The 13,903-nt window shown below is 63.7% G+C and carries 14 protein-coding genes; 10 read left to right on the top strand and 4 right to left on the bottom strand.

The window, feature by feature from the left end:
- Nucleotides 1-99: 99 nt before the first annotated feature.
- Complete coding sequence (locus EP237_RS05300) at nucleotides 100-585, bottom strand: MarR family winged helix-turn-helix transcriptional regulator (RefSeq protein WP_127558844.1); 486 nt, start codon at nucleotides 583-585, stop codon at nucleotides 100-102.
- A gap of 212 nt (nucleotides 586-797) precedes the next feature.
- Here EP237_RS05300 and ectA point away from each other — a divergent pair, with 212 nt between their 5' ends.
- From ectA to EP237_RS05280, 4 genes are read left to right on the top strand one after another with little or no spacing between them, the layout of a single operon-like run.
- On the top strand, nucleotides 798-1,328 hold the full coding sequence (gene ectA / locus EP237_RS05295; protein WP_071690069.1) for a diaminobutyrate acetyltransferase: 531 nt from the start codon (nucleotides 798-800) through the stop codon (nucleotides 1,326-1,328).
- Nucleotides 1,329-1,382: 54 nt separating this feature from the next.
- A complete protein-coding gene (gene ectB / locus EP237_RS05290) occupies nucleotides 1,383-2,672 on the top strand; it encodes a diaminobutyrate--2-oxoglutarate transaminase (RefSeq protein ID WP_127558842.1) in 1,290 nt (429 codons plus the stop codon).
- Nucleotides 2,673-2,675: 3 nt separating this feature from the next.
- The gene (locus tag EP237_RS05285) at nucleotides 2,676-3,077 is read left to right on the top strand and encodes an ectoine synthase (protein ID WP_127558840.1); all 402 of its coding nucleotides are present in this window, start codon (nucleotides 2,676-2,678) and stop codon (nucleotides 3,075-3,077) included.
- A 3-nt stretch (nucleotides 3,078-3,080) separates the two neighbouring features.
- The gene (locus EP237_RS05280; RefSeq protein WP_127558838.1) at nucleotides 3,081-4,508 is read left to right on the top strand and encodes an aspartate kinase; all 1,428 of its coding nucleotides are present in this window, start codon (nucleotides 3,081-3,083) and stop codon (nucleotides 4,506-4,508) included.
- 15 nt (nucleotides 4,509-4,523) lie between these two features.
- Here EP237_RS05280 and EP237_RS05275 read toward each other — a convergent pair whose 3' ends face one another.
- From EP237_RS05275 to EP237_RS05265, 3 genes are read right to left on the bottom strand one after another with little or no spacing between them, the layout of a single operon-like run.
- The gene (locus tag EP237_RS05275) at nucleotides 4,524-5,615 is read right to left on the bottom strand and encodes an aromatic ring-hydroxylating oxygenase subunit alpha (RefSeq protein ID WP_127558836.1); all 1,092 of its coding nucleotides are present in this window, start codon (nucleotides 5,613-5,615) and stop codon (nucleotides 4,524-4,526) included.
- Entirely contained in the window at nucleotides 5,612-6,898 is a 1,287-nt protein-coding gene (locus tag EP237_RS05270) for an MmgE/PrpD family protein (RefSeq protein WP_127558834.1), read from the bottom strand. The genes EP237_RS05275 and EP237_RS05270 overlap by 4 nt, the downstream gene beginning before the upstream one ends.
- A complete protein-coding gene (locus EP237_RS05265) occupies nucleotides 6,895-7,782 on the bottom strand; it encodes a MurR/RpiR family transcriptional regulator (RefSeq protein ID WP_127558832.1) in 888 nt (295 codons plus the stop codon). The genes EP237_RS05270 and EP237_RS05265 overlap by 4 nt, the downstream gene beginning before the upstream one ends.
- A gap of 90 nt (nucleotides 7,783-7,872) precedes the next feature.
- Here EP237_RS05265 and EP237_RS05260 point away from each other — a divergent pair, with 90 nt between their 5' ends.
- Genes EP237_RS05260 through EP237_RS05235 form a run of 6 tightly spaced genes read left to right on the top strand, consistent with a single transcriptional unit; the run spans nucleotide 7,873 to nucleotide 13,839 of the window.
- Nucleotides 7,873-10,329, top strand: coding sequence for an FAD-dependent oxidoreductase (locus EP237_RS05260; protein WP_127558830.1), 2,457 nt, complete (start codon nucleotides 7,873-7,875; stop codon nucleotides 10,327-10,329).
- Nucleotides 10,326-11,408 carry an alcohol dehydrogenase family protein gene (locus EP237_RS05255; protein ID WP_240661513.1) on the top strand — a complete coding sequence of 361 codons (1,083 nt, stop codon included), beginning with the start codon at nucleotides 10,326-10,328 and terminating at the stop codon, nucleotides 11,406-11,408. Before EP237_RS05260 ends, EP237_RS05255 begins: the two co-directional genes overlap by 4 nt.
- Nucleotides 11,405-11,998 (top strand): dimethylsulfonioproprionate lyase family protein, encoded by a 594-nt coding sequence (locus EP237_RS05250; protein WP_127558828.1) that lies wholly within the window; start codon nucleotides 11,405-11,407, stop codon nucleotides 11,996-11,998. The genes EP237_RS05255 and EP237_RS05250 overlap by 4 nt, the downstream gene beginning before the upstream one ends.
- A 28-nt stretch (nucleotides 11,999-12,026) precedes the next feature.
- A complete protein-coding gene (locus EP237_RS05245) occupies nucleotides 12,027-12,314 on the top strand; it encodes a cupin domain-containing protein (RefSeq protein ID WP_240661511.1) in 288 nt (95 codons plus the stop codon).
- On the top strand, nucleotides 12,311-12,730 hold the full coding sequence (locus EP237_RS05240) for a DUF1801 domain-containing protein (RefSeq protein ID WP_127558826.1): 420 nt from the start codon (nucleotides 12,311-12,313) through the stop codon (nucleotides 12,728-12,730). Before EP237_RS05245 ends, EP237_RS05240 begins: the two co-directional genes overlap by 4 nt.
- Nucleotides 12,727-13,839: a mandelate racemase/muconate lactonizing enzyme family protein gene (locus EP237_RS05235; RefSeq protein WP_127558824.1), complete on the top strand. Its 1,113-nt coding sequence runs from the start codon at nucleotides 12,727-12,729 to the stop codon at nucleotides 13,837-13,839. Before EP237_RS05240 ends, EP237_RS05235 begins: the two co-directional genes overlap by 4 nt.
- Nucleotides 13,840-13,903: the final 64 nt, after the last annotated feature.

Genomic DNA, 13,903 nt, shown 5'->3' with positions numbered 1-13,903 from the left:
CGTGCGCAACGCAGGATACGCGATGACGCTGTCTCAATCTCGGGGGTTTCCGACGCCTGCCGATATTGCTGCGTCACTTCGGGCCAGCCCGGGGTCTGTTCACTCGCCGGAGCCGGTCTTCTGGAACTCGCCGCCTTCCAGAACCGGCGAGGCATCTATGTCCTCGGCGTCCAGCATTGACGCGACACGTTCCAACGCTGCAATCAGGGCGGCCTGTTCCCAATCTTCCATGGCCGAGAACTTGCGCACGAAACGCTGTTGCAGCGGGTCGGGGGCATCTGCAAGGGCGCGAATGCCTTTTTCGGTGATCACGATATTGGTTTGCCGCCGGTCGGTCTGGGACCGCTCCCGAACCACCATCTCCTGTCGCACGAGCTTGTCTACCAGCGACGTCACCGTGGCCTGCGAAATCCGCATTTGCAGTGAAATCGCTGTCGCGGTGCACTGACCTTTCTCCGACACGATCTGCAGGACCCGAAGCTGCGCCGCGGTCAGGCCAACGGATTGTGCGAGGTTGCGGCTGAACTGGTTCGTCGCCAGCAAAATGCGGCGCAGGGCGATTAGACTGGTATCGACACGATCCATCCCCGGATGCTGGCACAGGCGATGTCATGAATCAATGTGCTGGAAGAGGGGTCAAGCTTTGACTTGCGAAGTATTAGCAGCCGGACGATCACAATATATAGGTCGCTTCATGCCGATTATTGGCCAATATGTCGCGTTTTGTCCGCTGAGCTTGAAAACTCGGCTCGAACTTGATACTTAGCCATTCAAAGCAATCATGAGGTAAAAAGCAAATGCGACATGCGCTCGAGTTTTTTCGCAAGAACACACCCACGCTGCGGGAGCCCGCCGCCGAGGATGGTGCGGAGATCTGGGAACTGGTTCGCGCGTGCAAGCCGCTGGACGAGAACTCCATGTATTGCAACCTGATCCAGTGCGATCATTTCCGCGATACCTGCGTTGTGGCCGAGCTTGACGGCAAGGTTGTCGGCTGGGTGTCGGCCTATGTGCTGCCCTATGACCCGGAAACCCTGTTCGTCTGGCAGGTGGCCGTGTCCGAAACGGCGCGCGGTACAGGCTTGGGCACGCTCATGCTGTCGAGCCTGCTGGAACGTCCCGCCTGTGCCGATGTCCAGCGCCTTCAAACCACGATCACGGCCGATAACGAGCCGTCCTGGGCGCTGTTCCGCAAGTTCGCCGGGCATCGCGACTCCAAGCTCGACGTGCAGGCGCATTACACGCAGGCGCTGCATTTCCGGGACCGCCACAGCACCGAGCACATGGTCACCATCGACCTGCAGGAGCGGTTGCGCAACGCGGCCTGAGCCCTGCTTCGCGACGGCCTGCACCTTCCCCATAGAAATCCAAAAGGACCTATTATGCCGACTGCCAAGTCAGCCGAAATCTCTGTATTCAAACGCCGCGAGTCCGAGGCGCGCAGCTATTGCCGCAGCTTCGACAAGGTGTTCACCAGTGCCGCGGGATCGGAACTCACCGATTCCAGGGGGCGCAGCTATATCGACTTTCTGGCCGGGTGCTCTTCGCTGAACTACGGCCACAACGACCCTGACATGAAACAGGCCCTGATCGACCACATCGCGTCGGACGGTCTGGCGCATGGGCTTGATCTGCATACCGATACCAAGGCCGCGTTTCTGGAGGCCTTCGACACCCATATCCTCAACCCGCGCGGCATGGACCACAAGGTGATGTTTACCGGTCCGACCGGGGCCAATGCGGTCGAGGCGGCGATGAAACTGGCCCGCAAGGTGACCGGGCGCACCAATATCATTGCGTTCACCAACGGGTTTCATGGCGTGACACTCGGGGCGCTTGCGGCGACCGGCAATGGCTATCATCGCGGTGGTGCGGGCATAACGCTGCAAGGCGTTACGCGCATGCCGTATGACGGCTATTTCGGCGAGGCGACGGATTCCGCCGATTTCCTGGAGGCGATGCTGACTGACAGCTCCAGCGGCATCGACGCGCCTGCGGCGATCCTGCTGGAAACGGTGCAGGGCGAAGGCGGCTTGAACGCGGCCAGCCCCGAATGGCTGCGGCGCGTGGCGGATCTTGCGCGCGACCATGGTGCGTTGCTGATCGTTGACGACATCCAGGCCGGCTGCGGCCGGACCGGACCCTTCTTCTCCTTCGAGGAGATGGACATCATGCCGGATATCGTGACGATGGCAAAATCCGTGTCGGGCTTTGGCCTGCCAATGTCACTGGTTCTGGTGCGCCCCGAATTCGATGTGTTCGGCCCGGCCGAACATAACGGCACCTTCCGTGGCAACACCCATGCCTTCGTGACCGCCCGCGTCTCGATCGAGAAGTTCTGGAGCGATCCGGGCTTCGCGAAAGACATCTCGCACAAGGCGAGCCTGCTGACCGATGCGCTGCAAGGCGTGGCCGATCTGGTGCCCGGTGCGACGCTGAAAGGCCGTGGCATGATGCAGGGTGTGGATGTGGGGTCTGGCGACCTCGCCGCCGATATCTGTGCGCGGGCCTTCCAGAAGGGCCTGATCATCGAAACCTCGGGCAACGAGGATCAGGTGGTCAAGGTTCTGGCCCCGCTGACCACGCCCGAGACGCTGTTCCGCAAGGGGTTGAACATCCTTCTCGACGCGGCGCGCGATGCAACGCTCGGCACCAAGATAGCGGCGGAGTAAGACATGATTGTCAGGGATTTCAACAAGATCATCGAACAAGAGCGCGACCGCGTCGTATCGGATGCCGAATGGTCCTCGGTGCGTATGCTGCTGGCGAGTGACGGGATGGGATTTTCCTTCCATATCACCTTTCTCAATGCCGGTTCGGAACATACGTTCGAGTACAAGAACCACTTCGAAAGCGTCTATTGCATGCAAGGCAAGGGCTCGATCACCGATCTCGCCAGCGGCGAGACGCATGAGATCAGGCCCGGCGTCATGTACGCGCTGAATGAACATGACCGTCACGTGCTGCGTGCCGAGGAAGAACTGGCGATGGCCTGCGTGTTCAATCCGCCGGTGACCGGCAAGGAAGTGCACCGCGAGGACGGCTCCTACGCTGCTGCGGAAGAATTGGCTGACTGACCCATGACCCATACTGTCGAGAAGATCGGCGGCACGTCCATGTCGAGACTGGACGCGCTGCGCGATACCCTGTTCATCGGTGACCGGAACGGTGCCGACCTCTATGGTCGCATGTTCGTGGTCTCTGCCTTCGGGGGCGTGACCGACCTGCTGCTGGAGCACAAGAAATCCGGCGATCCCGGCGTCTATGCCCGCTTCGCCGGGGCAGAGTCCGATCATGGCTGGCACGGCGCACTGGACCGCGTCGCGGACGCGATGACAGACGCGCATGGCGCGGTGCTGGATCATCCCGCCGACCGGGAGCAGGCGGATGCCTTCGTTCTTGAACGGATCGAGGGCACCCGCAATTGCCTTGTGGATTTGCGCAGGCTGTGCTCCTACGGCCATTTCCGACTGTCCGAGCATCTGTTGCAGGTGCGCGAATTGCTGTCGGGTCTTGGCGAGGCGCATTCCGCCTTCACCGCGACCCTGCTGTTGCAACGCGCCGGGGTGAATGCCCGGCTGGTGGACCTGACCGGCTGGCGTGACGAGCAGACGGTCGATCTTGAAAACCGCATCAAGGGCGGCATCGAAGGGATTGATATCAGTGCGGAAATGCCGATTGTCACCGGCTATGCGCAATGCGCCGAGGGCTTGATGCGCGAATTCGATCGCGGGTATTCCGAGATCACCTTTTCGCGCCTCGCGGCCCTGTCCGGCGCGCGGGAGGCGATCATTCACAAGGAATTCCACCTGTCCTCTGCCGACCCGCGCCTGGTCGGGGCGGACAAGGCGCAGAAGATCGGCCACACCAACTATGACGTGGCTGACCAGTTGTCGAACATGGGGATGGAGGCGATCCACCCCAAGGCGGCCAAGACCCTGCGGCAGGCGGATGTTCCGCTGCGCGTCACCAATGCATTCGAACCGGGCGATCCCGGCACCCTGATCGACGACCGCCCGGCGGAAACGCCCGAGGCCGAGATCGTCACCGGGCTCGACATCATCGCGCTGGAAGTGTTCGAACAGGACATGGTCGGGGTGAAAGGCTATGACGCCGCGATCCTCGACGTGCTGACGCGTCACAATGTGCGGATCGTGTCGAAGCTGTCCAATGCCAACACGATCACCCATTACGTGGATGCCTCGCTGAAGATCATGCGGCGCGTTGAGAAGGACCTTGAACGGCTCTATCCGGCGGCGCGCATCACCTCGCGCAAGCTGGCCATCGCCTCGGTGATCGGCCGGGATCTGAGCGGGCTGTCGATCCTGAGCCGCGGCTTGCAGGTTATTGCCGAAGCCGGGCTTGAGGCCGTGGGCGCCTTGCAGGGACCGCGCAGCGTCGATGTTCAGTTCGTCATGGAATGCGGCGATCTCGACAAGACGATCGGCGTTCTGCACACGGCCCTGATCCCGGCAGCAGGCGACCGCAGCTTGTCAAAGGCCGCCTGACGGGGGTGGGGCGGTCTACGGCGTCTTGCTGTCGCTGGCCGCCTCTCGCATCCAGCGTTGCAGATGCAGGATGGAATGCTCGGAATTCACGCCGCAGGCGGGATCGACGACAAGCGGCCCCGGAACATAGCCGCGCGATTTCAGGCCGCGCTGGACGCTTTCGACCAGGTGAATGTCTTCCTCCACCGTGGTGGCGCGGTCCTGTTGTGCCATGCGGCGGACGGTTTCGTCGTCGAAGCCGCCAACCGAATACCAGCCGCGCCAGACCACCACGTGATCGGCATCCACCGCGCGCCAGTGATAGGTGTTCAGCAGGTTTCCCGGATAGACCTGAAAGCTGAACATCGGCCACAGGAACCAGCTGGAATACTTGTCGTTATTCGCGAAACCGCTGTCGATGTCATAGGTCATCTGGCTGAGGTCGTTGCATTCGGTCGTGTGACGCAGGCAATAGCCCTGGGGCTGGATGTCATAGGTTTCGGGCCGGATCACGCCGGTGGAGAAGGTGGGGTGGTTCAGGCTGCAATGATAGCATTCGGAATAGTTCTCTACCGAAACCTTCCAGTTGCAGTTTTCAGGGATTTCCACCCATTCCAGCGGTTTGAGCTCCGCCCAGTTGGGCACGAAGGCCTCCAGTTCGGCGCGGGCATTGGGAAACCAGTCCTCCATCGGCTTGGCCTGCGGGTCGAGATTGACGAAGACGAAGCCCAGAAACACCTCGGTGCGCACTTCCGTCAGGCAGATTTTCGATGCGTCGAATCCCGGCACCGATTTCGCGTTCGGCGCGGCGCGCAATCCGCCGGTCAGTTCATAGGTCCAGGCGTGGTAGGGGCAGACGATGACGCGGGTGGAGCCTGCACCGCTGACAAGCTGATGTGCCCGGTGCTGGCAGACATTGTAGAAACTGCGAATTTCCCCGTCGCGCCCCTTGATCGCGAACAGGCTTTCATCGCCCAGATCGAACGCGACGTAGTCGCCGGGGTTTTCCAACTGGCTGGCATGGCAGGCGAATTGCCAGGTGCGGGCAAGCAGCCCGGCCTTTTCCACTTCGAAGACCTGCGGGTCGGTATAGTAGCGGGCATCGAGCGAGCGGGTCGGTTGAGTCATGGCAGAAGTCCAGTGAACAGTTGAAACGGAGATTGCAGAGAGCCGGTGTTAAAGGCATGTGCCTCTTCGGGGCGGCCACCACAGGCGATGAACTTGTCGAGAATGTCCCGGTCGGACAGGGGGGCGTCCGGGCCGCCCTTCACATGTGCCACGGAGTCGGACATCACGGTGCCATCGGACAGGGTCACCTCCACGCGGTCGGGGGCCTCGACGCACATGTCGCCAGCGCCTTCTGGCAGCGGGTAGGGCTGTGCGGTCACGCGCGCTTCCATGGCAAGACGCGCCGGGTCGGACAGGGCGGCGGGATGAAAATCCTCCGGGCCAAGCGCACCGGTCAGCAAGGCGGTGGCCACGCAGTAGCTGGTCGAGAAACGCGCCTCGGCCTCGGTGCGCGGGGCGCGAAATCCGGCAACGTCGAGATAGGCATCCGGCATGTCCAGACGGATTGCAACGATCCGGGCGGACGGGCTTCGTGGCAGGCGGGCCTGGATCCTTAGTGCCGCTTCGATGCTGCGGTGCGTGTAGCCGCAGCAGGGCCATGGCTTGGCATAGGGGGGATGGTCCCGGATCGTCAGGGACCGGCCTGATCCGGCGCGATCTTTCGGGGCACCCATCAGCGTGGCCCAACCGGCTTGGCCCTCCAGCGGATTGTCCGAGGCTGTCAGGCCCGATGCGGCAAGATGCGCCGCCAGGACCCCTGTTTGTGCCGCCAGTCCCGCATGCACGGCCTTCATTCCGGTGCCGAATTGCCGCTTGAGACCCGATGCCTGGCTCGTCGCGATGGACAGTGCTTGCCCCATGCCTTCCGCCGGCAGGTCCAGCAGCCGGGCCACGGCGACCGCCGCGCCAAGGGCGCCCAGAGTGCCGGTGGCATGCCACCCTTTTAGGTAATGCGCGTGGCTGAGCATGTCGCCAAGCAGCAAAATCGTCTCGTAGCCCGCGACATACGCCAAAAGAATATCGGCAATCGTGACCGGCCGCGCCCCGAGGCTGGCAAAGAGGGCCGCGAGGATCGGCGCGCTCGGATGGGTGGAGCCGACATCTTCATAATCGTCGAAATCCAGCGCATGGGCGGCGGTGCCCAACACCAGCGCCGCCTGAACCGCCCCCTGCGCCCCGGTCAGGCCGGCCATGTTCCGCACGGCATCGGCCTGCGCGCTGTGCAGCCCGGCCAGCATCGCCCCGGATGTGTCCAGAACGGCCCGCCGGGCAATCTGCGTGACATCGGCTGTCAGCGCGGCATGGCGAACCGATCCGGCGATGTCGGCGGGCGTCAGGGTCATTCGTTGCCTTCGATATAGATGCCAAGCTTGTGGCGCCGGTCATGGAATCTTTCGACCCGTTCCACGATCTCTTCGGAGGCAACCGCGATGACGAAGCTCAGCAGGGTTTCCAGAAGCGCGATGGTCGGTACCGACGAGGGGAAGAATTGCGGTGTGTCGACGGCGACGACAAAGCCGTGATTGGCTGCGCGGATGATTGGGCTGGCGGGGCTGTCGGAAAGACCGATGATCGTCATGCCCTGTTCGCGGGCGACCTCGATGGCGGCCACCACCTCGCTGCGATAGGGGCGCATCGACATGACGATCAGCACGTCGCGGCTGTCGGCCCAGGCCAGATCGTCGACGGCGGTCGATCCGGGGCGGGGTATGGCGTGGAACTGCGTCATGCCGGTGGAGGCCAGATAGGTGAAGTTGCGCGCATTGGCGTTGTTCACACCGACGCCAAGGGTAAAGACCTGACGGCTGGCCCAGATCGCTTCTGCCGCCGCTTTCATCGCCTCGGCACTGGTGGCGGCAAAGCTTTCCTCGATATTGCCGATCGCGGCCTCGGCCATGTCGGCATATAGCCCGCCGAGATCGCCGGATTTGCGGATATCCTGCAGCCAGCGGGCCCGGTCGGGAAAGCTGACCGCCCCCTTGCGGATCGCCTCTCGGAAGGGTGCGCGGAAATCCTCGTAGCCATCGAATCCCACCTGTCGCGCCATGCGGACGAAGGTATTGGGTTTGACATTGGCCGCCTCGGCAATCTCGCGCACGGTCGACACCCCGACGTCATTGGGGTTTTCCAGCACATAGCGCGCGGCCTTCTGTGCCTCAGGCGTCAGCACGTCCCACTCTTCGGTGAGGCGGTGTAAGACGGATAGTGATACATCTGTGTCATTCATGATTGACAGTGGTACACTCGTTCACTTAGCCTGTCCATCAGTTTCCCGACGCGGGAAGCGATTTGCGACTCCCGGACAAAGGAAATGACCATGTCGGACAATTCATTCCCCAGCCATGCCCGCGTGGTTATCGTCGGAGGGGGCGTGATGGGCGTCGGGCTTGCCTATCACCTCGCGCATGAGGGGTGGGGGGCGGATGTCGTCCTGCTGGAAAAGGCCGAGCTGACATCGGGCAGCACATGGCACGCGGCGGGCCAGATCACCCACTCGACCAGTTCCTTCAGCCTTGGCAAATGCGTCGATTACAATATCGGGCTCTATTCCGGCGGGCTGGAGGCCGAGACCGGGCAGGCCGTCACATGGCATGGCTGCGGGTCGTTCCGGCTGGCTTATACCGAAGATGAAATGGACTGGCTGCGCCATACGCTGTCGGTGGGACGCTCCCTGGGATTCAACATCGAACTGGTCGGCCCGGACCGGGTGGCGGAGCTGCACCCGTTCTACAATCTCGACGGTGTGCTTGGCGCTTTGCATACGCCCGATGATGGGCATGTGGACCCGACCAACGTGACGATGGCGATGGCAGCGGGCGCGCGGGCGCTTGGGGCGCGGATCATTCGCCGCTGCCGCGCGACGAACATCACCCAGGCCGCAACCGGCGAGTGGCTGGTCGAAACCGAGCAGGGCACGATCACCTGCGAACATGTCGTCAACGCGGGCGGCACCTATGCCCGGCAGATGGGCGAATGGTCGGGCCTGCAACTGCCGATGACCTCGATGACGCACCATTATTTCGTCACCGAGGAAGTGCCGGAATTCCGCAATCTGGACCGCGAACTGCCGGTGATCCGCGATGACCGCAAGGTGTCCGGCTATATCCGCATGGAGCAGAAACGGGGCCTGATCGGCATCTATGAGAAGGCCAATCCCAACACCGTGTGGGAAGATCACTGCCCATGGGAAGCCGAAAACGAGCTGTTTGCAGCGGATTACGACCGCGTCATGCCGTGGCTGGAAGAATCGCTCAATCGCATGCCGATCTTCGCTGATCTGGGCATCAGCCGCGATGTTCATGGCGCGATTTCGCATCCGCCCGACGGCAACCCGCTGATCGGCCCCGCGCCGGGTGTGCGCAATTACTGGTGCTGCTGCGGCACCCAGATCGGCATTGGCTGGGGGCCGGGCCTCACGCGGGAACTGGCGCGCTGGATGGTGCATGGCGCGGCGGACATCTCGATGCGCGACTATGATCCGCGCCGCTTCGGCAGCTACGCCAACAAGGAGTGGCAGGTGGTGAAGGCCAAGGAAGACTATTGCCTGCGTCACGAAATTCCGTTCCCGCATTTCAACCGTCTGGCGGGGCGTCCGATCAAGCCGTCACCGCTTTATGACACGCTCAAATCCAAGGGCGCAGTATTTGAAGAGGTCTACGGGTTCGAACGCCCGCGCTGGTTTGCAAAGGATGGCGTGGCGCAGGAAGATCACTATTCCTTCCGCCGCACGGTCGTGGACGACATGGTGGCCGCCGAGGTCAAAGCCGTGCGCGAGCGGGTCGGGATCATGGATGTCACCGCCTTTACCAAGGTTCTGGTCGAAGGGCCGGACGCCTATTCGCTGCTGGACCGGCTGACCGCCAACCGCATGCCGCAGAAGGTGGGGTCCATCACCCTGACCCACATGCTGAACCGCCGGGGCCGGATCGAGCTGGAAACCACCATCGTCCGCATGGCCGATGACAAGTTCTACCTCGTCTGTGCGGCCTTCTTCGAACAGCGCCTGCTGGATCATCTGGCCGCGCATCGTGCGGATGAGGAGGTGACCGTCACCGCCCTGTCCAGCACATGGGGCGCGTTGTCCCTCAATGGGCCGAAATCCCGCGACGTACTGGCGACCTGCACCGATACACGGCTGGACAATGGGTCATTCCGCTGGCTGTCCGGGCAGGAAATCACCGTCGCCGGGCACAGCGTTTGGGCCTTCCGCATGTCCTATGCGGGGGAACTGGGCTGGGAACTGCATATGCCTTTCGGGGCCATGACCGATGTCTATACCGCGCTTTGGACGGCGGGGCAGGCGCATTGCATTGCCGATTACGGCAGCTTCGCGATGAATGTGATGCGGATGGAGAAGGGCTTCAAAGGGGCAGGGGAGTTGACCAATGAGGTCACGCTGGCCGAGGCCGATGTGTTGCGTTTCGCGCGTTCGGACAAGGACTATCTGGGCCGCGACAAGACCCTGAACACCGATCTGCCATGGGTCTGCGCCTATCTGGAGATCGACCCCGATGGCCAGATCGACGGGCATGGCGGCGAGGCGGTGATGCAGGATGGCAAGGTGGTCGGGTCCACGGCCTCGGTCGTCTATGGGCACACGGTCGGCAAGATCCTCGCCTTCGCCTATCTCAAGCCGCATGCCGCAGCACCCGGCACCGCGCTGGAGGTGGTCATCCATGGCAGCCCGCGCGCGGCGCGGGTTCTGAGTGAACCGGCCTATGATCCGCAAAGCCTTCTGCCCCGGGTAGATGCTGTCACCGAGGCCGCCCAATGACGCTGCCCGACACGATGCGCGCCATGGTCACGATGGGGCATGGCGAGCTGGATCAGCTTGTCCTGCACGAGGCCTGGCCGCGTCCCGATCCCGGACCCGGCGAGGTGCTGATCCGGGTCGGTGCCTGCGGGTTGAACAACACGGATGTGAACACCCGCACCGGCTGGTATTCCAAGGCGGTCACCCAGGCCACGACCGGGGGCGCCTATGCCACCGTGAATGATGATGACCCGAGTTGGGGCGGTGTCCCGATCACCTTCCCACGCATTCAGGGGGCCGATGTCTGCGGACGGATCGTCGCCGTGGGCGCGGGGGTGGATGCGGGCAGGATCGGCGAACGGGTGATCACCGACAACTGGTTGCGCGACCCCGATGACCTGACGAACAAGGCGAAAACGGGCTATTTCGGATCGGAACGCGACGGCGGCTTCGCCCAGTTCTGCACCATCCCCACGCGCAACGCGCTGGCCGTGCAGTCGGATCTCACAGACGCCGAGCTTGCCACCTTCTCCTGCTCCTATTCCACCGCAGAGGGCATGCTGACCCGCGCGCAGGTGACCGAGGCGGACACCGTGCTGGTCCCGGGCGCATCCGGCGGCGTCGGCGGCGCGCTGGTGCAGCTTGCCAAGCGGCGCGGCGCGCGGGTCATCGCCATGGCGTCGGAGGCCAAGCACGCGGATGTCGCCAAGCTCGGCCCCGACCGCATCCTGCCGCGCGCGCCTGAAAACCTGCGCGCGGCCCTTGGGGAAGAGGCGATTACCGTCGTGGCCGATATCGTCGGCGGCCCTTACTGGCCCACGCTCATCGACGTGCTGGACCGCGGAGGGCGCTACACCTGCTCGGGCGCCATCGCCGGGCCAATGGTAGAGCTTGACCTGCGCACGCTCTATCTGCGCGACCTGACCTTCACCGGCTCCACCGTGATCGACCTCGACGTGATGCCCAACCTCATCGGCTATATCGAGGCGGGCGAGATCAAGCCGGCGCTCGCCGCCACCTACCCGCTGGCCCAACTGCGCGAGGCGCAGACCGCCTTCATCGAGAAACGCCATACCGGCAATATCGTGGTGATCCCGTGACCCCCGTCGACATTGCCTTCGCCCGCGCCTATCACGCCCTGACAATGCTGGTCGCCTCGACGCCCGCGCTGATGGGGTTCGCAGGCTGGCCGCTCGCCCTGCCTGCCCGAAAGCCTGCCTGCCCGATTCCGGCGGCAGAGATCCTCAAGGCCTGGGCCGAGGGTCATACAGACGCCACGCTGGCCACCCGCGACGCGATCCGCGACCTGACCGACTACGCGGACTGGCAGCTGACCTATACAGAGGATGAGGTCGGGCAGGATTTCCTCAACCGCTACGGCTGGTTCGAACTGGTGGGCCCCGAGGGGCATTACCGGACCGACGAGATCCGCGCCTACATCGCCTATTGGGGCGAGAACCTCTACTACCCCTGGCACCTGCACGAGGCCGAAGAGCTGTACTTCATCCTCGCGGGCGAGGCGCTCTTTGAGGCCGAGGGCGATGACCCGGTCACGCTCCGCCCCGGCGATATCCGCATTCACCGCTCGAACCAGCCGCACCAGATGACCACCGGTGACAGCCCCGTTCTGGCGCTCGTCCTGTGGCGCGGCGCGGGGCTGACCGGCTCACCACGGATGGGCACCGCATGAGCCTCCCGCCGAAACATGGACCCCAGCCATGACCGACATGACCTGCACCGCCGACCAGTTGATCGACGACGCGCGCACCCGCGTAACCCGCTTCACCTTCGCGCCCGGGCAGCAGACCGGCTGGCATCGCCATGGCTTCGACTACGTGATCACCGCGCTCACCGACTGTCACATGCGGCTGGAGCATCCCGACGGGACCACGACCGAAACCACCGTGCCCGCAGGCGCCGCCTACCGCCGCAACGCGGGCGTTGAGCATAACGTGATCAACGCCGGGGCGACGACCATGTCCTTTATCGAGGTAGAACTGAAGTGACCCCGCTACCCTCCGATAACATCAAATCCGCGTTTGCAGAGGCACCAGCCGTTGCACAGGAACGCCTGAACGAAATGCGCGCCCTGATCCTGGCTGCGGCCGAGGCAACCCGCACGACTCCGCTACAGGAAACTATGAAATGGGGACAACCCGCCTATGTGCCCGCGAAGAAGAACGGCACCACGATCCGGTTGGGCTGGTCGCCGAAAGCACCGGATCATTGCTGTCTCTTAGTGCATTGCCAGACTGATCTAGTTGGGCGTTGGCGCAGCCTGTACCCGGATGAATTCACCTATCAGGACAATCGCGCCATCCTGGTTCCAGTGACTGGCCCCTATGCAAAAGCGGCGCTTCAGCAGATGGCTGGAATGGCGCTGACCTATCATCGGGACAAGACAGGGAAGACCCGCCCATGAGGATCACCCGCATCACCGTCTATCATGTCGACCTGCCGCTGGAACATCCCTACTGGCTCTCGGGCGGGCGGCTGAAATTCGAAACGCTCGACGCGACCTTCGTGAAGCTCGAGACCGACGAAGGCGTCACCGGCTGGGGCGAGGGCACCCCTTGGGGTCACACCTATGTGCCTGCACACGGCCCCGGCATCCGGGCAGGGATCGAGACCATGGCCCCCTTCCTTCTGGGCCTCGACCCGCGCCGGGTGCTCGACGTGGAACGCGCGATGGACATGGCGCTCCCCGGCCATCTCTACGCGAAATCCCCCATCGACATGGCCTGCTGGGACATCGCGGGCCAGGCGGCTGGCCTGCCGATTGCCGATCTCATGGGCGGCGGCAGCCGCACGCCGCGTCCCATCGCCTCCTCCGTCGGGGCCAAGACCGTCGACGAAACCCGCGCCGTGATGGACCGCTACCGCCAGCGCGGCTACATCGCCCATTCGGTCAAGATCGGCGGCGACGTGGCCCGCGACATCGCCCGCATCCGCGACGTGGAAGCCAACCGCGCGCCGCATGAGATCATCCTCTACGACGTCAACCGCGGCTGGACCCGCCAGCAGGCCCTGTCGGTCATGCAGGCCACCGAGGATCTCTGCGTGATGTTCGAACAGCCCGGTGAAACGCTCGACGACATCGCCGCGATCCGCGCCAAGCACGCCGCCCCCGTCAGCGTGGACGAGGCGCTCGTCACCCTGCAGGACGCCACCCGCATCGCCCGCGACGGGCTGGCCGAGGTCTTCGGCATCAAGCTCAACCGCGTCGGCGGCCTGACGAAAGCCGCCCGCATGCGTGACATCGCGCTCGCCCATGGCATCGACATGTTCATCATGGCGACCGGCGGATCGGTGCTGGCCGATACCGAGGCGCTGCATCTGGCCGCGACCATCCCCGACGCCAATTGCAAGGCGGTCTGGGCCTGCCAGGACATGATCACGGTGGATATCGCCGGCGGCCGCGGCCCCCGAAATATCGACGGCCATCTCCACCTGTCAGAAACTCCCGGCCTCGGCGTCCACCCCGACGAGGACGCCCTCGGCTCGCCCGTCGCGGTCTACGAGGCGCGCTGATGCCCTTTCATCTTGGCAAAAATACCTCGGGGGAGTCGGCGACAGCCGACGGGGGCGGAGCCCC

The organism is Nioella ostreopsis (genome assembly GCF_004000255.1).
GTDB classification, from domain to species: Bacteria; Pseudomonadota; Alphaproteobacteria; order Rhodobacterales; family Rhodobacteraceae; genus Nioella; species Nioella ostreopsis.
The sequence above is the reverse complement of the archived record's forward strand: the minus strand, read 5'-3'. Positions and strand labels throughout refer to the sequence as shown.

Bases quoted from the DNA above. Each gene is read 5' to 3' on its own strand.
- EP237_RS05280 (WP_127558838.1), top strand. From the start codon at position 3,081: ATGACCCATACTGTCGAGAAGATCGGCGGCACGTCCATGTCGAGACTG.
- EP237_RS05285 (WP_127558840.1), top strand. From the start codon at position 2,676: ATGATTGTCAGGGATTTCAACAAGATCATCGAACAAGAGCGCGACCGC.
- EP237_RS05235 (WP_127558824.1), top strand. From the start codon at position 12,727: ATGAGGATCACCCGCATCACCGTCTATCATGTCGACCTGCCGCTGGAA.
- EP237_RS05300 (WP_127558844.1), bottom strand. From the start codon at position 585: ATGGATCGTGTCGATACCAGTCTAATCGCCCTGCGCCGCATTTTGCTG.
- EP237_RS05265 (WP_127558832.1), bottom strand. From the start codon at position 7,782: ATGAATGACACAGATGTATCACTATCCGTCTTACACCGCCTCACCGAA.
- EP237_RS05255 (WP_240661513.1), top strand. From the start codon at position 10,326: ATGACGCTGCCCGACACGATGCGCGCCATGGTCACGATGGGGCATGGC.
- EP237_RS05275 (WP_127558836.1), bottom strand. From the start codon at position 5,615: ATGACTCAACCGACCCGCTCGCTCGATGCCCGCTACTATACCGACCCG.
- ectA (WP_071690069.1), top strand. From the start codon at position 798: ATGCGACATGCGCTCGAGTTTTTTCGCAAGAACACACCCACGCTGCGG.
- EP237_RS05245 (WP_240661511.1), top strand. From the start codon at position 12,027: ATGACCGACATGACCTGCACCGCCGACCAGTTGATCGACGACGCGCGC.
- ectB (WP_127558842.1), top strand. From the start codon at position 1,383: ATGCCGACTGCCAAGTCAGCCGAAATCTCTGTATTCAAACGCCGCGAG.
- EP237_RS05260 (WP_127558830.1), top strand. From the start codon at position 7,873: ATGTCGGACAATTCATTCCCCAGCCATGCCCGCGTGGTTATCGTCGGA.
- EP237_RS05270 (WP_127558834.1), bottom strand. From the start codon at position 6,898: ATGACCCTGACGCCCGCCGACATCGCCGGATCGGTTCGCCATGCCGCG.